General features: G+C 52.1%; 14 protein-coding genes. 9 read left to right on the top strand and 5 right to left on the bottom strand.

The features are described 5' to 3' along the window. Positions 1-6: 6 nt before the first annotated feature. The gene (locus QWY27_RS11970) at positions 7-774 is read right to left on the bottom strand and encodes a class II aldolase/adducin family protein (RefSeq protein ID WP_290198605.1); all 768 of its coding nucleotides are present in this window, start codon (positions 772-774) and stop codon (positions 7-9) included. Between the two features lie 89 nt (positions 775-863). Between QWY27_RS11970 and QWY27_RS11965 the strand changes: the two genes are divergently transcribed. Then, positions 864-2,105, top strand: a complete 1,242-nt coding sequence (locus QWY27_RS11965) for a porin (RefSeq protein ID WP_290198603.1) — start codon at positions 864-866, stop codon at positions 2,103-2,105. A gap of 14 nt (positions 2,106-2,119) precedes the next feature. Here QWY27_RS11965 and QWY27_RS11960 read toward each other — a convergent pair whose 3' ends face one another. The 3 genes from QWY27_RS11960 to cuyA form a co-directional block, all read right to left on the bottom strand. Further along, positions 2,120-3,379, bottom strand: coding sequence for an MFS transporter (locus QWY27_RS11960; RefSeq protein ID WP_290198602.1), 1,260 nt, complete (start codon positions 3,377-3,379; stop codon positions 2,120-2,122). 20 nt (positions 3,380-3,399) lie between these two features. Continuing rightward, positions 3,400-4,365 carry a Bug family tripartite tricarboxylate transporter substrate binding protein gene (locus QWY27_RS11955; RefSeq protein WP_290198601.1) on the bottom strand — a complete coding sequence of 322 codons (966 nt, stop codon included), beginning with the start codon at positions 4,363-4,365 and terminating at the stop codon, positions 3,400-3,402. Positions 4,366-4,508: 143 nt separating this feature from the next. Continuing rightward, positions 4,509-5,525 (bottom strand): D-cysteate sulfo-lyase, encoded by a 1,017-nt coding sequence (cuyA, locus tag QWY27_RS11950; RefSeq protein WP_290198600.1) that lies wholly within the window; start codon positions 5,523-5,525, stop codon positions 4,509-4,511. Between the two features lie 180 nt (positions 5,526-5,705). On the opposite strand from cuyA, the gene QWY27_RS11945 reads away from it, so the two are divergent. Genes QWY27_RS11945 through QWY27_RS11925 form a run of 5 tightly spaced genes read left to right on the top strand, consistent with a single transcriptional unit; the run spans position 5,706 to position 12,556 of the window. Beyond that, complete coding sequence (locus tag QWY27_RS11945; protein WP_290198599.1) at positions 5,706-6,647, top strand: ABC transporter permease; 942 nt, start codon at positions 5,706-5,708, stop codon at positions 6,645-6,647. Further along, positions 6,647-7,480 (top strand): ABC transporter permease, encoded by an 834-nt coding sequence (locus QWY27_RS11940; protein ID WP_290198598.1) that lies wholly within the window; start codon positions 6,647-6,649, stop codon positions 7,478-7,480. The genes QWY27_RS11945 and QWY27_RS11940 overlap by 1 nt, the downstream gene beginning before the upstream one ends. Position 7,481: 1 nt before the next feature. After that, entirely contained in the window at positions 7,482-9,377 is a 1,896-nt protein-coding gene (locus tag QWY27_RS11935) for a dipeptide ABC transporter ATP-binding protein (protein WP_290198597.1), read from the top strand. A 24-nt stretch (positions 9,378-9,401) separates the two neighbouring features. After that, positions 9,402-11,000, top strand: a complete 1,599-nt coding sequence (locus QWY27_RS11930; RefSeq protein WP_290198596.1) for an ABC transporter substrate-binding protein — start codon at positions 9,402-9,404, stop codon at positions 10,998-11,000. Positions 11,001-11,020: 20 nt separating this feature from the next. Next, entirely contained in the window at positions 11,021-12,556 is a 1,536-nt protein-coding gene (locus QWY27_RS11925) for a M81 family metallopeptidase (protein WP_290198595.1), read from the top strand. 45 nt (positions 12,557-12,601) lie between these two features. On the opposite strand, the gene QWY27_RS11920 is transcribed toward QWY27_RS11925, so the two are convergent. After that, positions 12,602-14,110, bottom strand: a complete 1,509-nt coding sequence (locus tag QWY27_RS11920) for a class I adenylate-forming enzyme family protein (RefSeq protein ID WP_290198594.1) — start codon at positions 14,108-14,110, stop codon at positions 12,602-12,604. A gap of 172 nt (positions 14,111-14,282) precedes the next feature. On the opposite strand from QWY27_RS11920, the gene QWY27_RS11915 reads away from it, so the two are divergent. The 3 genes from QWY27_RS11915 (at position 14,283) to QWY27_RS11905 (ending at position 16,898) form a co-directional block, all read left to right on the top strand. Further along, entirely contained in the window at positions 14,283-15,347 is a 1,065-nt protein-coding gene (locus QWY27_RS11915; RefSeq protein WP_290198593.1) for a Bug family tripartite tricarboxylate transporter substrate binding protein, read from the top strand. Between the two features lie 201 nt (positions 15,348-15,548). Further along, positions 15,549-16,418, top strand: a complete 870-nt coding sequence (locus QWY27_RS11910; RefSeq protein ID WP_290198592.1) for an FAD binding domain-containing protein — start codon at positions 15,549-15,551, stop codon at positions 16,416-16,418. 3 nt (positions 16,419-16,421) lie between these two features. Beyond that, positions 16,422-16,898: a (2Fe-2S)-binding protein gene (locus QWY27_RS11905; protein WP_290198590.1), complete on the top strand. Its 477-nt coding sequence runs from the start codon at positions 16,422-16,424 to the stop codon at positions 16,896-16,898.

The raw sequence follows: 16,898 nt of genomic DNA, 5'->3' as shown, positions 1-16,898 counted from the left end.
ATTGACTTAGTCCGCATACCCAGGCAGCTCACGGTCGAGCACGCGCATCATGGCTTCAAAGTAGAGGTTGTCACGTCCAGCCCGTGTATGGCGATCGTCGACAGGGGGCTTTTGCACGGCTGCGATCACTTCATCTGATAGGATCTGAATCGGCTTGCCTGTACTCATCGCCAGCACTTGCGCGCGACAGACGCGTTCAAGTTTGTAGAGACGCTTGTAGGCTTGAGCGACCGTATCACCGACCACAAGGATGCCGTGATTTTTCATGAACAAAATCTTTTTGTCACCAATTGCGGCGGCGAGTCGCTCGCCTTCGGAGAGGAAGTCAGCTGTGCCGGTGTAGGTATCATCGTAGGCAATCAAACCGTGGAAAAAAGCCGCGGTCTGGCTGGCGGGCAAGAGACGATTATCTTGCAGCATGTTGAGTGTGACAGCCCAGTTTTGATGGGTGTGCAAGACAACATTGGCGCCTGTGATGCGATGGATCGGAGCGTGAATACACTGAGCAGAGAGCTCAACCACGCCTTCGCCCTCGACAGTTTCGCCTTTTTCATTAAAAACGATCATGTCGCTTGCGCGAGCTTCTGACCAATGTAAGCCGAAAGGCAAAATAAGATATCGATCTTTCTGCCCGGGGACTGTCATCGTAAAGTGATTATCAATGCCTTCATGCAGATCATCAAGCACTGCAAGGCGGTTTGCGGCCGCAAGATGAATTTTGGCTTGTTGAACCGCATCGACCTGAGTTTTTGTTTTGAGATTATGCACGGACATGACGAACCTTTAAAATAAATGAATGCGAAGTAGTCTTTTCAAGATTACTACCCTTCATCGACCCCTGCAACATTCGTCAAGGTTCTATCGTGCCCTACCCAAAAGTGTCTGCGCGCTTTTTTTTCAAAGTGGTGATGGCCGCGAGCGTGTCATGGCTCGGCGCAGGCGTTGGCGCTGCATCGCAGCAAGACGGTGTGACGCTTTACGGAGTGATTGATCTGGGGATTGAGTATGACCGCGTGCGACAAGAGGCGGTGTCTGGCCCCGCGTCTTCTCAGGCACTCAACCAAAGCTTTTTCGGGATGAGCAACGGCGTCCAGTCTGGTTCACGCTTTGGATTGCGCGGGGTGGAGTCATTAGGTGGCGGGGTGTCGATCGATTTTGTTCTCGAGGGTGGTTTTAATCCCGCTCAGGGCACCTCATCACAAGGTAGGCGCTTGTTTGGGCGTCAGTCGACAATTGGTGTGTCGCTTCGAGACGTCGGGCAGTTTGAAGTCGGTCGTCAGATCAACCTTGCCTCAAACTATTTTTTATCCATTGATCCTTTTGGAGAGGGCTTCGGGCAAGCCAATATTGGTACCTCATTCGGCTCAACCAACACGACGCGTTACGGCAATATGCTGCTGCTCCAAGCGACGCCTTTTAGTGGATTAAAAGTTGGTGCAGGCTATTCGTTCGCTACTGAATTGGCCGGTATCTATGAGGGAGGCGCTTCTTGTATAACTTCGCAATCCTGTACCGCCCAGGTGACAGGCTACAATTTTGTGTCCAATCAAAATATGCGCGCGCTCACGCTCGGTGCGCAATATCGACAAGGGCCACTTGACCTTGCCTTTGCGTATGACAGGTTTTATGGGGATGCAGCTCAACAGGTTTCCAGTCAGAGTCCCTCTGCTTGGGTGTTGGGAGGGGCCTACAACCTCAGAATTGTCAAACTCTCATTGGCATTTGGACGCTCGCTGAATGGTCTGATTAATGGCCAAAACTCTGGAACAGGCGCAGCGCCTCCATCTGGACTGACTACATCCTCCGGAGTGTCCGGGGCCGTTTTATTTTTACCCAATGCGCAAACAAGCTCTTACATGTTTGGCGTGACAGCCCCTTTGTCATCGCAAACGACAATATTAGCCTCGTGGCAAATGATGCAGCCGCAAGGCGTGTTGTCTGATAATGCCCAGTTCAAGACGCAGCAAATATACAGTGCTGCGCTGACGCACCAACTCTCGGCGCGCACCGATGTTTATACCTACGCGTCCTATGGTCTGAATTACGCGATGATGAACACAGCTGAAAGTTTTGTCATTGGCGTGGGGATGCGTCACAAATTTTGATATGTGAGCAGGATCTAGGATGTTGCGCTGCGATAACGCAATTTTTCTTGAGCCATGTTTGGTAAGAACCAGGCAACGATACCCAGTATCGGTAAAAACGAGCATATTTTATAAACGACTGCAATGCCGTATATATCTGCCAGTCCTCCCATGACGGCCGCACCCAGACCACCCAAGCCAAAGGCAAAACCAAAGAACATCCCTGACACCAGTCCAACGCGACCGGGCATGACTTCATGCGCATAGACGAGGACTGCAGGAAAGGCTGAGGCAGTGATCAAGCCAATAATGATCGTCAAAACACCCGTCCAGAAGAGATCTGCATAGGGGAGTGCCATCGTGAAGGGTAGAACGCCAAGGATAGAGATCCAGATCATGGGTCTGCGGCCAATGCGATCCGTCAATGCGCCGCCCACCAGGGTGCCCACCGCGATGGCCGCCATAAAGATGAATAACTGGATCTGCGCTGCCTGCACGGGTAAGTCGAAACGCTCAATAAGATAAAACGTAAAAAATGATGTGAGGCTTGAGGTGTAGACGTTTTTCGAAAAGAGCAAAATCATCAGGACTGTAATGAGAAAGAGCACACGACCTCTCGGCAGTCCGGAATCTTTGGCCTCGGCCGTATGGCTGGAAACTTTTTGGGTTGGACGAAGATTGGACCCGTACCACATGCCGACACGCGTTAAAAAAGCCATTGCAACCAAGGCCGCCATGGACACCCATGCTATCGCACCCTGACCATGTGGAAGCACGATAAAGGCTGCTAGCAAGGGGCCAATCGCTTGTCCGGCGTTGCCGCCTACTTGAAACAATGCCTGAGCAGTTCCGTAGCGACCGCCCGAAGCCATGCGAGCCACGCGGGATGCCTCGGGATGAAAGATTGCTGATCCCGTGCCAACCAGCCCGGCGGCGATCAATACTACGGTGTAACTGTTGGCGACTGATAGGAGCAACAGCCCAATCAGAGTCGAGCCCATGCCAATCGCCAAAGAGAAAGGCTGGGGACGTTTGTCTGTATAAAAACCAACGGTTGGTTGCAGGAGGGACGCCGTGAGTTGAAAGGCAAGGGTGATGAGTCCGATTTGAGCGAAATCAAGGTTGAACTCGGTTTTAAGCAACGGATATAGCGCGGGAATGAGCGATTGAATGAGATCGTTGAGCAAATGACAAAAGCTCAAGGACAACAGAATCGGCATCGTCGCTGCCTGCGCTGTGACCCCACCGGATGAAGTGAGCGGGGCTTGAGCGCGAGCGGCGACTGTTTTTTGCATGATGATTAGAACTAAAGAAATTACTGAGCGGTGACCTTGGCTGTTTTAATGACTTGCCCCCACTTGTCAACTTCAGTCGCGAGGAACTTCCCTGTTTCTGCGGGATTCAGTCCCATGGGCACAATCCCCAGCTCAGAAAAACGCGCGGCAATTTCAGGTGACTTTACTGCTTCATTGACAGCCTTGGATAGCTTGTCAACGATCGGTGCGGGTGTGCCAGGTGGCGCAAAGAACATCACCCAGCTCGAGGATTCAATCGCAGGACCTCCGGACTCCTTGATGGTCGGCACCTCAGGGGCACTTGGCAAGCGCTGATTGGCAAACATGGCAAGTGCGTTGACTTTACCGCCTTTAAAGTGAGGCATCATCGAGCTTGGGACATCGACCAGCATTTGGATATTGTTTGACATCAAATCCGCCAATGCAGGAGCGGTTCCTTTGTAGGGGACGTGGATCATATTGACGCCAGCCGTGGACTGCAAGAGTTCCGAGGTGAGATGAGCGGCTGAACCGATGCCAGATGAACCAAAGGCAACTTTGCCCGGATTCGCTTTGGCATAGGCCAGAAGTTCGCCCACATTCTTGACGGGGAATTGTTTGCTCGTAGTCAAAATCAGGGGCGAAATCGCCACCAGAGAAATAGGGGTCAGCGCCTTGTGATCGAAGGGAAGTTTGCCTTCGTACAAGGTGGCGTTAGCTGCATGAGCCGTAATAACCGTCAGAATCGTATAACCATCTGGCGGCGCTTTTGCAACGAAATCTGCACCAATGATGGAGTTTGCACCTGGCTTGTTTTCAATAATGATTGGCTGACCCAGAATAGTTTGCACTTTGGCCGTGACCATGCGCGTCACGTTGTCAGTGAAACCGCCCGGCGTGTAGGGCACGACCCAGCGAATGGGTTTGGTTGGATAATTTTGGGCTTGTGCGCCGATCGATAGCGTCGCCAGCGCAACGGCAATCATGCCTGCCTTGAGGATGTTCATGTCTCCACCTTATAAATGTGGGTTGTTGTAAATATTGATGCCGATGACGATACACCTCGTCGATCATCGGCGCAATCTTTGTTCAGTCTTTTCTTGATTTTAAAGGCCCGAATTCAAGTAGCCGACTTCAAGCAATCGACGATTTATTTCGCATCGGCAGGATTACCCAGAATCACCGATTCATATGCGTGCAAGGAGGTTGCGCCTCCTGTGTGTAAGAACAGCACATTGTCGGTGGACTTAAAGTATCCCTTGCGACTCAGTCCAATCAAGCCCGCCATGATTTTTCCTGTGTAGACGGGATCGAGCAAAATAGCTTCTGTGCGAGCCAGCATTTGCACGGCTTCGACCATCGCGGGGTTTGGAATGGAGTACTTGGGACGCCACCAGTCTCCAAAAGACACCACCGCCTCGGATGGAACCGTGATCCCTGTACCCAGTAAATCCATGATGGCTTGGGCTTCCTTGTGGACCAGAGGATTTTGATCCTGAGGGTCACGACTGACGCCAATGCCTACAAGTGGAATCTTGATGTTGTTGCCTAAAAATCCTGCAACAAGCCCCCCGTGTGTACCTGAACTGCCTGAGCCCACCACAAGCGCGTTCATCGGTTGACCCATCTCGAATAGTTGTTGCTGAATTTCTTGTGCACATGCAACATAGCCCAAGCCACCAATGGCATTCGAGCCCCCGCCTGGGATGATGTAAGGCTTGCGGCCCTGCGCGCGAGCCTCTTCGGCGACAGCTTGCATTGCCTGCGCCATGTTGGAGCCACCCGGCACCACTGTGATGCTTTCAACGCCTAGCAATCTGAACATAAAGTTGTTGCCGCTGGCTTGTGGATCGTAACTGCCCGGCACGCGTTCTTCGATGACGAACCGGCACTTGAGACCTTCTTTCACAGCCGCAGCTAATGTGATGCGGCAATGATTGGACTGCGGCGCGCCACAGGTGATCAATGTATCTGCGCCTTGCGCCAGAGCGTCTCCCATCAAAAATTCGAGTTTGCGTGTTTTGTTGCCGCCGGGTGCCAACCCAAGCATATCGTCACGCTTGATCCATACTTTTGGTCCACCCAGCGCTTTGCTGAAGTTGGGTAAAAATTCGATGGGAGAGGGACCAACTGTGTACTGACGGCGTGCAAAGCGACTTAAATCCATGCATGACTCCTGTGATGTGTAATGATTTTCATTCGGTTGATTTTCGCTCGATGGCTTGAAATTCAAACACAATGTACGCCTGGGTTCTCTTATTGCCAAGTACAAAATAATCTGTTGACGCAAGGAGTTTGAGCCGATAGCATCGGGACAACTTCAGGTTTATCAGGGCGTGTGATCTAGATGTTTGCTTACACTATTCGCCGATTGCTCTTAACCTTGCCCGTCATGCTAGTCGTTGCTTTGTTTGTTTACGGCTTGCTTGATTTGGCGCCTGGTGATCCAGCCGTATTTCTCGCTGGCGAAGAAGCCTCGCTCGAAGACATCGCGCGCATTCGGCAGACTCTCGGCCTCGATCAGCCTTTCTATTACCGCTTTTCGCTCTGGTTGCTCAATGTTGTGCAAGGCGATCTTGGTACGTCGCTGTTTACGGGTGTACCTGTTTCGCAGATGATTGTGCAGCGCATGCCGCCTACGTTTACCTTGATGGTGATGACACTGTGTGTCTCCGTCATGATTGCGATTCCTCTGGGCGCCTTGGCCGCTTGGCGTCACAACAGCGGTTATGACCGTGGCGTCATGGTGATGGCAGTATTGAGTTTTTCGCTTCCGACTTTTGTTGTCGGGTATATGCTGGCTTGGGGATTTGGTATCGAAATGCGCTGGTTGCCAGTCCAGGGCTATGTTCCTTTTTCCCAGGGGATTTGGAGCTCGATCAAGACCTTGATCCTGCCTACTCTTGCGCTCAGCAGCGTTTACGTGGCACTCATCACACGCATCACGCGTGCAACATTGCTCGAGACCTTGTCGCAGGATTACATCAGAACCGCGCGCTCTAAAGGTGTGGGCAATCAGGACATACTTTTTAGACATGCTCTGAAAAATGCAGCGATTCCAGTTGTAACGGTCATTGGCAGTGGCGTTGCGTTGCTGATAAGCGGGGCGGTCGTCACAGAGACGGTTTTTTCCATCCCCGGCCTGGGTCGGTTGACGGTTGACGCCATTCTCAGGCGCGACTATCCGATCATTCAGGGCGTGATCTTGCTCTTCAGTTTCCTGTACGTGCTGGTGAATCTTTTGATTGATTTGCTGTACCGCGTTTTTGATCCGAGGATTAAATACTGATGTCGCAAGCATTCAAATTTCTCCGGCGTCATCCGACGATTGCGGTCGGCGGGACTTTAGTTTTGTTGCTGATTCTCATGGCGATTTTTGCGCCCTGGATCGCTTCAAAAGATCCTATGGCGCTCTCTCCGATTCATCGCGCACGCGTGCCGAGTGAAAGGTTTTGGTTTGGTACTGACTTGCTAGGGCGTGACGTGTTTGCGCGCGTCGTCTACGGAGCGCGTGTTTCCCTTGTCGTAGGATTCACTGTCGCCATTCTTTCAGCAGTGATCGGCACCATCATCGGGCTGACTTCAGGTTTTGTGCGCTGGATTGACGCGATTGTGATGCGCATCATGGACGGCTTGATGTCCATCCCGACCATTTTGCTGGCGATTGCGTTGATCGCTTTGACGCGAGCTTCGCTGGAAAACGTCATTATCGCCATCACCATTGCAGAGGTTCCACGGGTCGTGCGTCTTGTCAGGGGACTCGCTCTTTCATTACGTGAGCAGCCTTATGTCGAGGCAGCGATCGCTGCTGGCGCATCCCCTGTGCGCGTCGTATTCAAGCATATTTTCCCCAATACTGTGGCTGCACTAACCGTACAGACAACTTACATTTGTGGTTTGGCGATATTGGCTGAAGCCAGTCTGTCTTTTATCGGTGCTGGCGTGCCACCATCGATTCCCTCGTGGGGCAACATCATGGCCGAGGGACGCGCGCTTTGGCAGATCAAACCGCACATGATCGCCTTTCCCGCGTTGTTTTTATCAGTCACCATTCTCGCGATCAATATGTTGGGAGATGGTTTGCGTGACGCAATCGATCCGCGTATGGCAAAGAGAATCTGATATGAACAGAAATCAGGAAAGATTGATGGGACATGCGCGACGTGTATTGGACGTTAAAGGTCTATCGGTTGTATTTGGTTCGGGACCCGGGCAGGTTCAGGCCGTTAAATCGCTGGATTTGCATGTGGATCGTGGCGAAACACTCGCGATCGTGGGAGAGTCTGGTTCCGGAAAGTCTGTCACGTCGCTTGCCTTGATGCGCTTGATAGAGTTTGGTGGCGGAACCATTACAAGCGGCGAAATGCAATTTCACCGTTCTCAAGGCGAAACAATTGATTTGCGGCGCGCATCCGAAGAGGTCATGCGCAGTATGCGCGGGGCAGACCTAAGCATGATTTTTCAGGAGCCCATGACATCTTTGAATCCTGTATTCACAGTGGGCTCACAGATTACTGAAGCCATTTTGTTGCATCAATCCTGCGACATGACTCAAGCAACTGCTGCAGCGATTCGGATTCTTGATCAAGTCCGTATTCCTGATGCAACGGCAATGATGAATCGCTATCCACACGAGCTGTCTGGCGGAATGCGGCAACGCGTCATGATTGCGATGGCACTGTCCTGTAAACCCTCGGTACTGATCGCTGATGAACCCACAACAGCCTTGGATGTCACGATTCAGGCACAGATTTTGCAATTAATTGCCGATCTACAAAAAGAAATGGACATGGGCGTTATTTTCATCACCCATGACATGGGTGTCGTCGCTGAGATCGCCGATCGTGTGATGGTGATGAAACGCGGGGAGGTCGTGGAAGAGAACGACGTTTTCAGTTTGTTTGCCGCGCCACAGCATCTCTACACAAAGACACTTTTGGCCGCTGTGCCAAAACTTGGCTCTATGCGCGGCGTGAGCGAGCCCACTCGTTTTGATTTGCCTTTGCAAGAAAGTCAGGATCAGGCAAGGCAATCCGCTGGCAGGGTGATGAAGCATTCCGCCCGTCTCGCGGATGGGACGCACGATAGCCCTGTGATTCTCGGTGTCCGGGGGCTCGTGACGCGTTTTGATATTCGCGGCGGAATTTTTTCTCGTGTGCAACGACGCGTCCATGCGGTTGAACAAGTCTCTTTTGATTTGCACGAGGGTGAGACGCTTTCACTTGTCGGTGAATCCGGCTGCGGCAAAACCACGACAGGACGATCTTTAATGGGACTGACGCGGGTATCCGCCGGTCAGGTGATATTCGAGGGCGCCACAGTTGATTTGACGAATGCGAGGTCCCTGCGTGGCCTGCGCCGGAACATGCAATTTGTTTTTCAGGATCCCTTTGCTTCACTCAATCCACGCATGAGGGTGGGCGAGTGTATCGGCGAGCCGATGATCATTCAGGGTTTAGCCAGTGGAGCTGAGGCCGCCAAGCGAGTGGCTGAGCTGATGGAGCGGGTTGGTTTGGACCCGTCGACTGTCAATCGCTGGCCACATGAATTCTCGGGAGGACAACGACAACGCATTTGTATTGCACGCGCATTGTCGGTTAATCCCAAAGTTTTGATCGCGGACGAGGCGGTATCAGCCTTGGATGTTTCGATACGCGCCCAGATCGTAAATTTGTTAATCGATCTGCAGGACGATCTGGGTATTGCTTATTTGTTCATCTCGCATGACATGGCTGTTGTAGAAAGGGTCAGCCACCGGGTTGCGGTGATGTATCTCGGTCAGATTGTCGAGATTGGGCCGCGTAGCGCGATTTTCGAAAACCCACAGCATCCCTATACTAAAAAACTCATGGCGGCTGTGCCGATTGCCGATCCTATGGCGCGTCGCAAGCACAAACTCGAAGTTTCAGAAATACCCAGTCCCGCGAGGGGCGTGGGTGATGAACCCCTCGTTGTGCCACTTGTACAGGTGGGCGAGGGCCATTTTGTCGCAACGCATAAGGTGGGCGGCATGTATTGAAGTAAAGCTTTTGGGAGAATCAAGATGGATCGCAGAAAATTTTTGGTGACGTCTTCAGCAACTGCCGCAGCATTGACTTTGCCCACAGCCTTTAGAGCGCATGCCGCGGCGCCTGCAAAATTATTTCGATGGGTGCCCCATGCGGATCTGACGATTCTGGATCCAATGTTCAGCACAGTTTTTATCACCAATATCCATTCTCAGCTTATCTTTGACACGCTTTACGGCTTGGATGATCAATACCAGCCACATCCCCAAATGGCTTCTGGCCATGAGGTCGATAGCACCGGTTTGATCTGGACAATTAAGTTGAGAGATGGTTTGAAGTTTCACGATGGATCTCCTGTACGCGCGCAGGATGCCGTCGCAAGTTTGAATCGTTGGTCAAAAAAGGACTTGATGGGCCGTTCATTGATGGCCGCAACGGATTCTCTGACCGCACTCGACGATAAAACCCTTCAGTTCAAATTAAACAAACCCTTTCCTTTGATTTTGCATGCGATCGCGCGTCCAACAGGGAGCATGGCATGCATCATGCCTGAAAAGTTAGCTCTCACGCCTGATAATGTGCAGGTCAAAGTCATGAATGGTTCCGGACCCTTCAGGTTTGTCCATGATCAATGGGTGTCGGGTTCTCAAGCTGTTTATCAAAAATTTGACGGATACGTGCCAAGCAGTAACAAGCTCAAGCCACAGTTCACTTCAGGTCCAAAAATTGTCTATATCGAACAAGTGAAATGGCAGATTATTCCTGATAGCGCGACGGCAGTCGCTGCGCTGCGCAACAACGAAGTCGACGGCGTCGAGCATATCGATGCAGACTTTTTGCCTGTGCTTAAAAAGGATCGCAACATCACATTGATTAAACGTACGCTGCCCTCTATATCGTTGATGCGGTTTAATCATTTGCATGCGCCTTTTAACAACAAATTGATGAGGCAGGCGATTCTGTCAGTCGTGAATCAGACTGAGTACATGATGGCGATGAATGGTCCAGACTTCCCTGAGTTCTGGAGCGATAAGTGTGGCGTGTTCGTGCCCGGCTCTCCCATGAGTAGTGATGGCGGGATGGAAAAACTACTTGGCAAACGCGATTTCAATAAAGCCAAAGCGATGATCAAAGAGGCGGGCTACAAAGGCGAGACGGTTGTGATCCTTGACCCCGTTGATTACCCTGCATTTCACACGGCTGCCCTCGTCACCGCCGACCTGTTCAAGCAACTCGGTATCAAGACAGATGTGCAGGCGATGAATTGGGGCACACTGATGCAGCGGCGAAATAGCCAAGAGCCTCCCTCTGCGGGGGGGTGGAATATCGCCTTCACTGCGACGACTGGACCCAACAATCTTGATCCGGCAGGTCATCTGGCCATTCGTGGCACAGGTCTGAAAGCATGGTTTGGCTGGCCGACAAGTGAACGCATTGAGCAGCTTCGATTGGATTGGTTTGACGCCAAATCCCTTGAGGAGCAAAAGCGTATCTGTCGTGAATTGCAGATCCAGGTCTTTGAGGATGTTCCTTACATTCCTTTGGGTGCAACGTATCCTGTTTCTGCTATTCGTAAAGAATGGGTAGATTTTCAGCCCCAAATGCCTTTGTTCTATACCTTGCGTAAAGTCTAATTGTTGGAGTGGCACCGAGAATGAAAAAGAACCCCAAAATCGCCATTACAGGTTTTGCTCTGGAAGCAAACAGCTTTTCTCCTGTGTCGACTAGAGAAGATTTTGAAAAGTCTTGCTGGCACGAGGGTGAAATCATTACCCAGCTTGCGCGCCAGACAAGTAATCTACCTGCCGAAGTGACGGGGTTTTATGCTCGGATGGATGAAAAGGGTCCTTGGACGGCGGCACCAACGATCGTGATTGGTGCTCCTCCAGGGGGACCTGTCGTCGAAAAAGTGTGGACTGAATTCATGCAAAAGCTTGAAAAAAGTTTACGCGCCGCCATGCCTGTTGATGCCGTATATGTCGCAAATCACGGTGCATCCAGCGCTGAGCATCTCGATGACACAGAGGGTGACATGATGACGTTAATTCGTTCCATCGTGGGGCCGGATGTGCCAGTTGTTGCCACACACGATCTGCATTGCAATGTGTCCGAGCGCACCGTGGAGGCTCTTGATGCACTGATCAGTTATCGCACTAACCCGCATGTTGATCAACGCGAGCGGGCGGCAGAAGCTGCCGACCTGCTGATTGAAATGCTCAATGGCATGAAAACGCAGAAAGTGTTTATTCGAATGCCAATCACGCCGCCATCTGTCACTTTGCTGACTGCGCGTGGACCGTATGCTGACTTGGTCAACATGGCGACGGCCATGATGCAAACACCCGATCAAGGACCGATTGCCAACATCTCAGTTTCAGCGGGCTTTGTTTTTTCCGATTTGCCTAAATGCGGAATCACGATCGTCGTGACTTCACGCGGCGACTTGTTGGCCGCGCAACGCTGTGCGATCAAGCTTGCGCGTGCAGCGTGGGCCGACCGTGCACGTTATGTTCCGGATATGCTTGAAATCCCCGAGGCTGTTGAAAAAGCCAGACAGACGAACTTGCCTCTTTTGTTTGCAGATGTCGCCGATAACCCCGGCGGTGGCGGTCGTGGCAATACATCTTGGATGTTGACTGCCTTCAATGAGGCCCGGATCAAGGGTGTGTTGCTTGGTGTCTTTATTGATCCCGCACTTGCAGAGCATGCACACTTGACAGGCGAGGGGGGGGAGTTCGACGCAGTTTTTAATGCAACTGAAAGTCAGTTTTCAAAACGATATTCAGCGCGTGCGCGTGTCATCAAGCTCACAGATGGCGAGGGTTTGGGACGCCGTGGCATTTTGCGTGGAAAAAAGTTTTCACTCGGACCCTCTGCATTGCTGGAGCTCGTCGACTCCGGAACACGTGTGGTGGTCGCAAGTTTACGCCGCCAGCTTTGCGATCCAGCGATGCTTGAGATGCATGGAATCGATATCTCTACAGTGCGAATCTTGATTGTTAAAAGTCGCGGTCACTACAGGGCCGGATTTGATGAGTATTTTCCTGAAACTCAAATTTTCGACGTTGATAGTCCCGGGCTGACGACACCAAACTTAAAGAATGTCGACTTCAAAAGATTGCCAAGACCTGTTTTCCCGATTGATCAAGAGGCGACATGGACAGAGCCGACCTGGGCAAGGGGTATTTAGCGACTGAGGACGCTTAAAAAAGAGGGCCTCGCAGACATTCTCCTTCTACTTCACACTTAGCGTCGGATACGGCCCATCAGTCAACAGATGAGTGTCCAAGACCATGCGACTGACTTGGCGGCGACTGATTTTTCCTTGTGGGTTGCGAGGTAGCGCCTCGACAGCGACGTACATCCGGGGCCGTTTATGTTTGGACATCCCGGCAACCAGGGTTTCACATTCTTGCTGCCATCCTAATTGTGCGCCTTCCGCTACGGCAATGATGATTTCACCCCAGTAGTCTGAGGGCAGGGCGGTCACACAAATTTGTCCGCACTGTGTGTTCGAAGCAAGTTCAGCCTCGATTTCATCGGGATTCACTCGATAGCCTCCCGTCTTGATGACATCCGCTACCCGGCCTGTCAGGATCAGACGTCCGGCACGATCGATATAGCCGAGATCACCAGTGTTATGCCATCCATCAGGTGTGTGGGGTCTGAAACCATTGATGTCGATGAGTCCGGCCGACATGTGTGGTGCGCGTAACCATACCTCGCCATGTGGTTCATCCGCCGAGGACGGGGCTTCGATTTTGAGATCTACCCCTGTGGCCGGCCAGCCTACGCATGCGCCGGGCGGGATGTTTGGTTGACTGAAATATTCGTGTGTGTCTGACCGATCCAGAATCGTAATGGGGTTGACGCACTCAGATTTGCCGAAGGTGATGCGAACGTTGGGACCAAACATCGCGTGCGCACGTTCATAAAGCGCATGGGTAAGAGGCTGCGTGCCTGTAAAAATGCACTGCACAGTTGGAAATTGACGAGGGGCGAACGCGCCAGTGATTTTCGCCAGCACAGTAGGAGGGGCAAAGATTGCGTCGAGCGATGCACTTTCAAGCAAGGGACGGATGCGTTCGATATTGACACCATCATGCAAGACGATTGTTCCGCCGTGATCGAGCCAAGCATAGGTCAATAACGAAGAGCCATGCACAAAGGGTGTCATGAGCAAAATACGCGCGCCTCGTGCCGGGACAAAAGGGAATGAGGCTTTCAGCAACTGTTCGCCTTGCCAGCGCGCACCATGCGTATAGAGCACGCCCTTGGGCTTACCAGTCGTTCCGGATGTAAACAGAATCCTGCCTGGTGTTTCGGGAGGCACTGCATCAAGATGCGTACTGTTTGTCTCCAGAGAACTCATGCATGAAAGGATGTCCTGATGCGCATCAATCGGTGAGAGTCCTAGAGATTGTGCTTGCTCGGCCCGACTGCTGAGCGTGACGACCAGCTTGAACTTGGCTAACTGTGCGCACCAGGCGATTTCGTCTTGGGTGTAGCTCCAGCTCAGCGGAGTTTCACATGCACCTGCGATGCGTATGCCGTATGAGACCCAGACAGCATCGATGCTGTTGGGCATGAGCGTGGCAATCGGGGTGCCCTTGGAAATGCCTTGGTTGATTAAGAGCACTGCGAGCGCATGCGCGCGACGGCTAAGTTCAACGTAGGTCAGAGTATTTTGTTCACTATCCATCGCTGCGATCGACTCGCCAAAACGCCGGGCGAGTGTGTGCAAGCTGCTGGACCAAGAGATAGGCGGACTGGAATTGGGGGTCATTTTGTTGGGGAATACGATATGCACTGTCAAGAACAGTTGAAGTATGTCTAATAATGAGAGATATTATGCTCCAATGAAAAAGTATCAAGCACGAGGTATCGTCAACTAACGCGGTTTTAAGGAGTCTTGAATGAAAAACAAATCAAACATCAGCGCGCAAAAGCAGGATCAAGAAAAAAATCAGGAAGTTGATCATCACAACTCGTTGCGTCGGTCAATCTTAGGCATGGCGGGTCTTTCCATCGTGGGTGGTTCCCTGGGTTGGTCGACAGGTGCGATGGCTCAAGCCGCATATCCAAGCAAGCCTCTGAAGATCGTCATTCCATGGCCCCCGGGACAGGCGACCGATTTGGCCGGACGTGCCATGGCGATGGGTTTGACCAAATTGCTGGGTCAAACAGTCGTGGCCGATAACAAGGCTGGTGCGGGTGGCATGATTGGTACCGACAACGTGGCCAAATCCGCGGCGGATGGTTACACGCTGTTGGCAGGGTCGAGTGGTCCACTTTCCGTTGCTCCGCTCCTGCAAAAGACCCCTTACGACACACAAAAAGACTTCACATATATCGCCATGGCTGGCTTGTCACCCTATGTGTTGGTGGTGAATCCCAAGTTCCCTGCCAAAGATGCCAAAGAGTTTGTTGCTCTGGTGAAAGCGAATCCCGGCAAATACACCTTTGCTTCTTCCGGAACCGGGGCGACCGCTCACCTCGTCGCAGAGGCTTTCAATGCCGCATTGGGTTTGAAAGCTGTCCATGTTCCTTACAAAGGCTCTTCACCCGCGCTGGCTGACGTGCTTGCTGGGCGCGTGGATTACTGCCTGGAAACTGCCGCGGCAACGATGCCCTTTGTGCGTGACGGAAGACTGCGCGCGTTGGGCGTATCCTTGGAAAAGGGTAGCGCAGTCACGCCAGGCGTGCCCGCGCTGGCCTCTACTGTCGGCATCCCCGGTTTCAATCTGGGTGCTTGGATCGGATTGGTGGGGCCCGCTGGGATGCCCAAAAATGTCCTGGACACTCTGGAAAAGGCGATGAGAGAAATTATGACCTCGCCAGAAACTCTTGAGGTTTTCAGTCGTATTTCGCTTGAGGTTGATTTCCGAGAAGGGGCTGCCTTTGCGAAGTACCTTGAAAGCACTCGGGTTCAGTTTGAAAATGTGATCAAGCAAAACAATATCAAAATCGATCCGGCATAAAAACTATCCGGATATATTTGTATCCAGCCTCTCCGGCAAGCGTGCTGGAGAGGTATTTTTTTGTGCGTCGCAGCATATAAATGGCTCCTTTAGTTCTAGATAAACTCAGGGTATGCGCTTTGACTAAAACGACGACGAATAGAATAGAATGAGTCCACTAAATCACTGAAAAAGGTTCAGACAAATGACCGGGGAAGCGAGATGAGTGAAATGCGTTTTGAACAGCCAAAAACAGCCGAGGCTGCCGCTGCGTTGTTAGCCGGCACCCAAGGTTTGGCTAAAGTTTTATCTGGCGGGACCGACCTGATGATTCACATGCGTAATGGCAATGTGAAACCAGAGCTGGTTCTCGATGTGAAAGGTATAGCAGAGATGAACACGATCGCCGTTGAAGACGGCGGTTATCGTTTTGGGGCGGCCGTTTCCTGTATGCAGCTTCTCGAAAACGAGGCATTTGCCAAAACATGGCCGGGAGTGATTGACGGTGCGAATCTGGTGGGTTCGATTCAGGTTCGTGGGCGCGCGACGGTAGCGGGCAATTTATGCAATGCCTCGCCTGCCGCGGATACCGTGCCCGCGATGATCGCGGCCGGTGCCATCGCCCGCGTCGTCGGCCCGAATGGTCGACGCGAGGTGCCTGTTGAGGACATTCCTGCCGGACCGGGTAAAACGACTTTGTCAAAAGGCGAACTGATTGTTTCGTTTTTCTTACCCAAACGCGCTCCGCACTCTGGTGACGCCTACTTGCGCTTCACGCCTCGCTCGGAAATGGACATCGCAGTCGTGGGAGTTGGTTTAAGTCTGACACTTGATGCAAGCGGTACATGTACGGATGCTCGGGTTAGCCTCGGTGCGGTGGCAGAGCGCGCGTTGCTGGTTCCAGAGGCGGCTGCAGCGTTGATTGGCACCAAAGTCGATGAGCCTGCTCTTGCCAAGCTCGCTGCCGCGGCAAGCGCCGCTGCGCGTCCCATCGATGACAAACGTGGAACAAAGGTGTTTCGTATCAAATTGGCAGGTGTGCTGGCTCGACGCGCGGCAGAAAAAGCGCTCAGCAGAGCGAAGGGGAATTAAGCAATGTCTAAGCATCACGTAACAACGGTAATTAATGGAAATCCAGTTGAGTTTCTCTGCGCAGCGAATCAATCACTTCTTGATGTGCTGCGCAATGATTTAAATATGACCGGTACCAAAGAAGGCTGTGGCACGGGTGATTGTGGCGCGTGCAGCGTGACTTTGGATGGTCGTTTGGTTTGTTCCTGTCTGGTTTTGGGTGTCGAAGCAGAAGGCAAGTCCATCGAAACGATCGAAGGCATGGCTAATGGCGAGCACCTGCATGTCTTGCAACAAAAGTTTCTTGAACATGCCGCGTTGCAATGCGGCATTTGTACGCCGGGTTTTCTGGTCGCAGCCCGTTCGTTGCTCGAACGCAACCCGGATCCGACTGAGGAGGAAGTTCGCTTCTGGCTCGCCGGTAACCTTTGCCGTTGCACGGGCTACAACAAAATCATCGAGGCTGTGATGGATGCAGCACGCCAATTGCGGGGAGCTTGA

Origin of the sequence: Zwartia vadi (genome assembly GCF_030410375.1) — a bacterium.
Lineage (GTDB): Bacteria > Pseudomonadota > Gammaproteobacteria > Burkholderiales > Burkholderiaceae_B > Zwartia > Zwartia vadi.
Note: the sequence above shows the minus strand (reverse complement) of the source record. Positions and strands in the feature narration are given on the sequence as shown.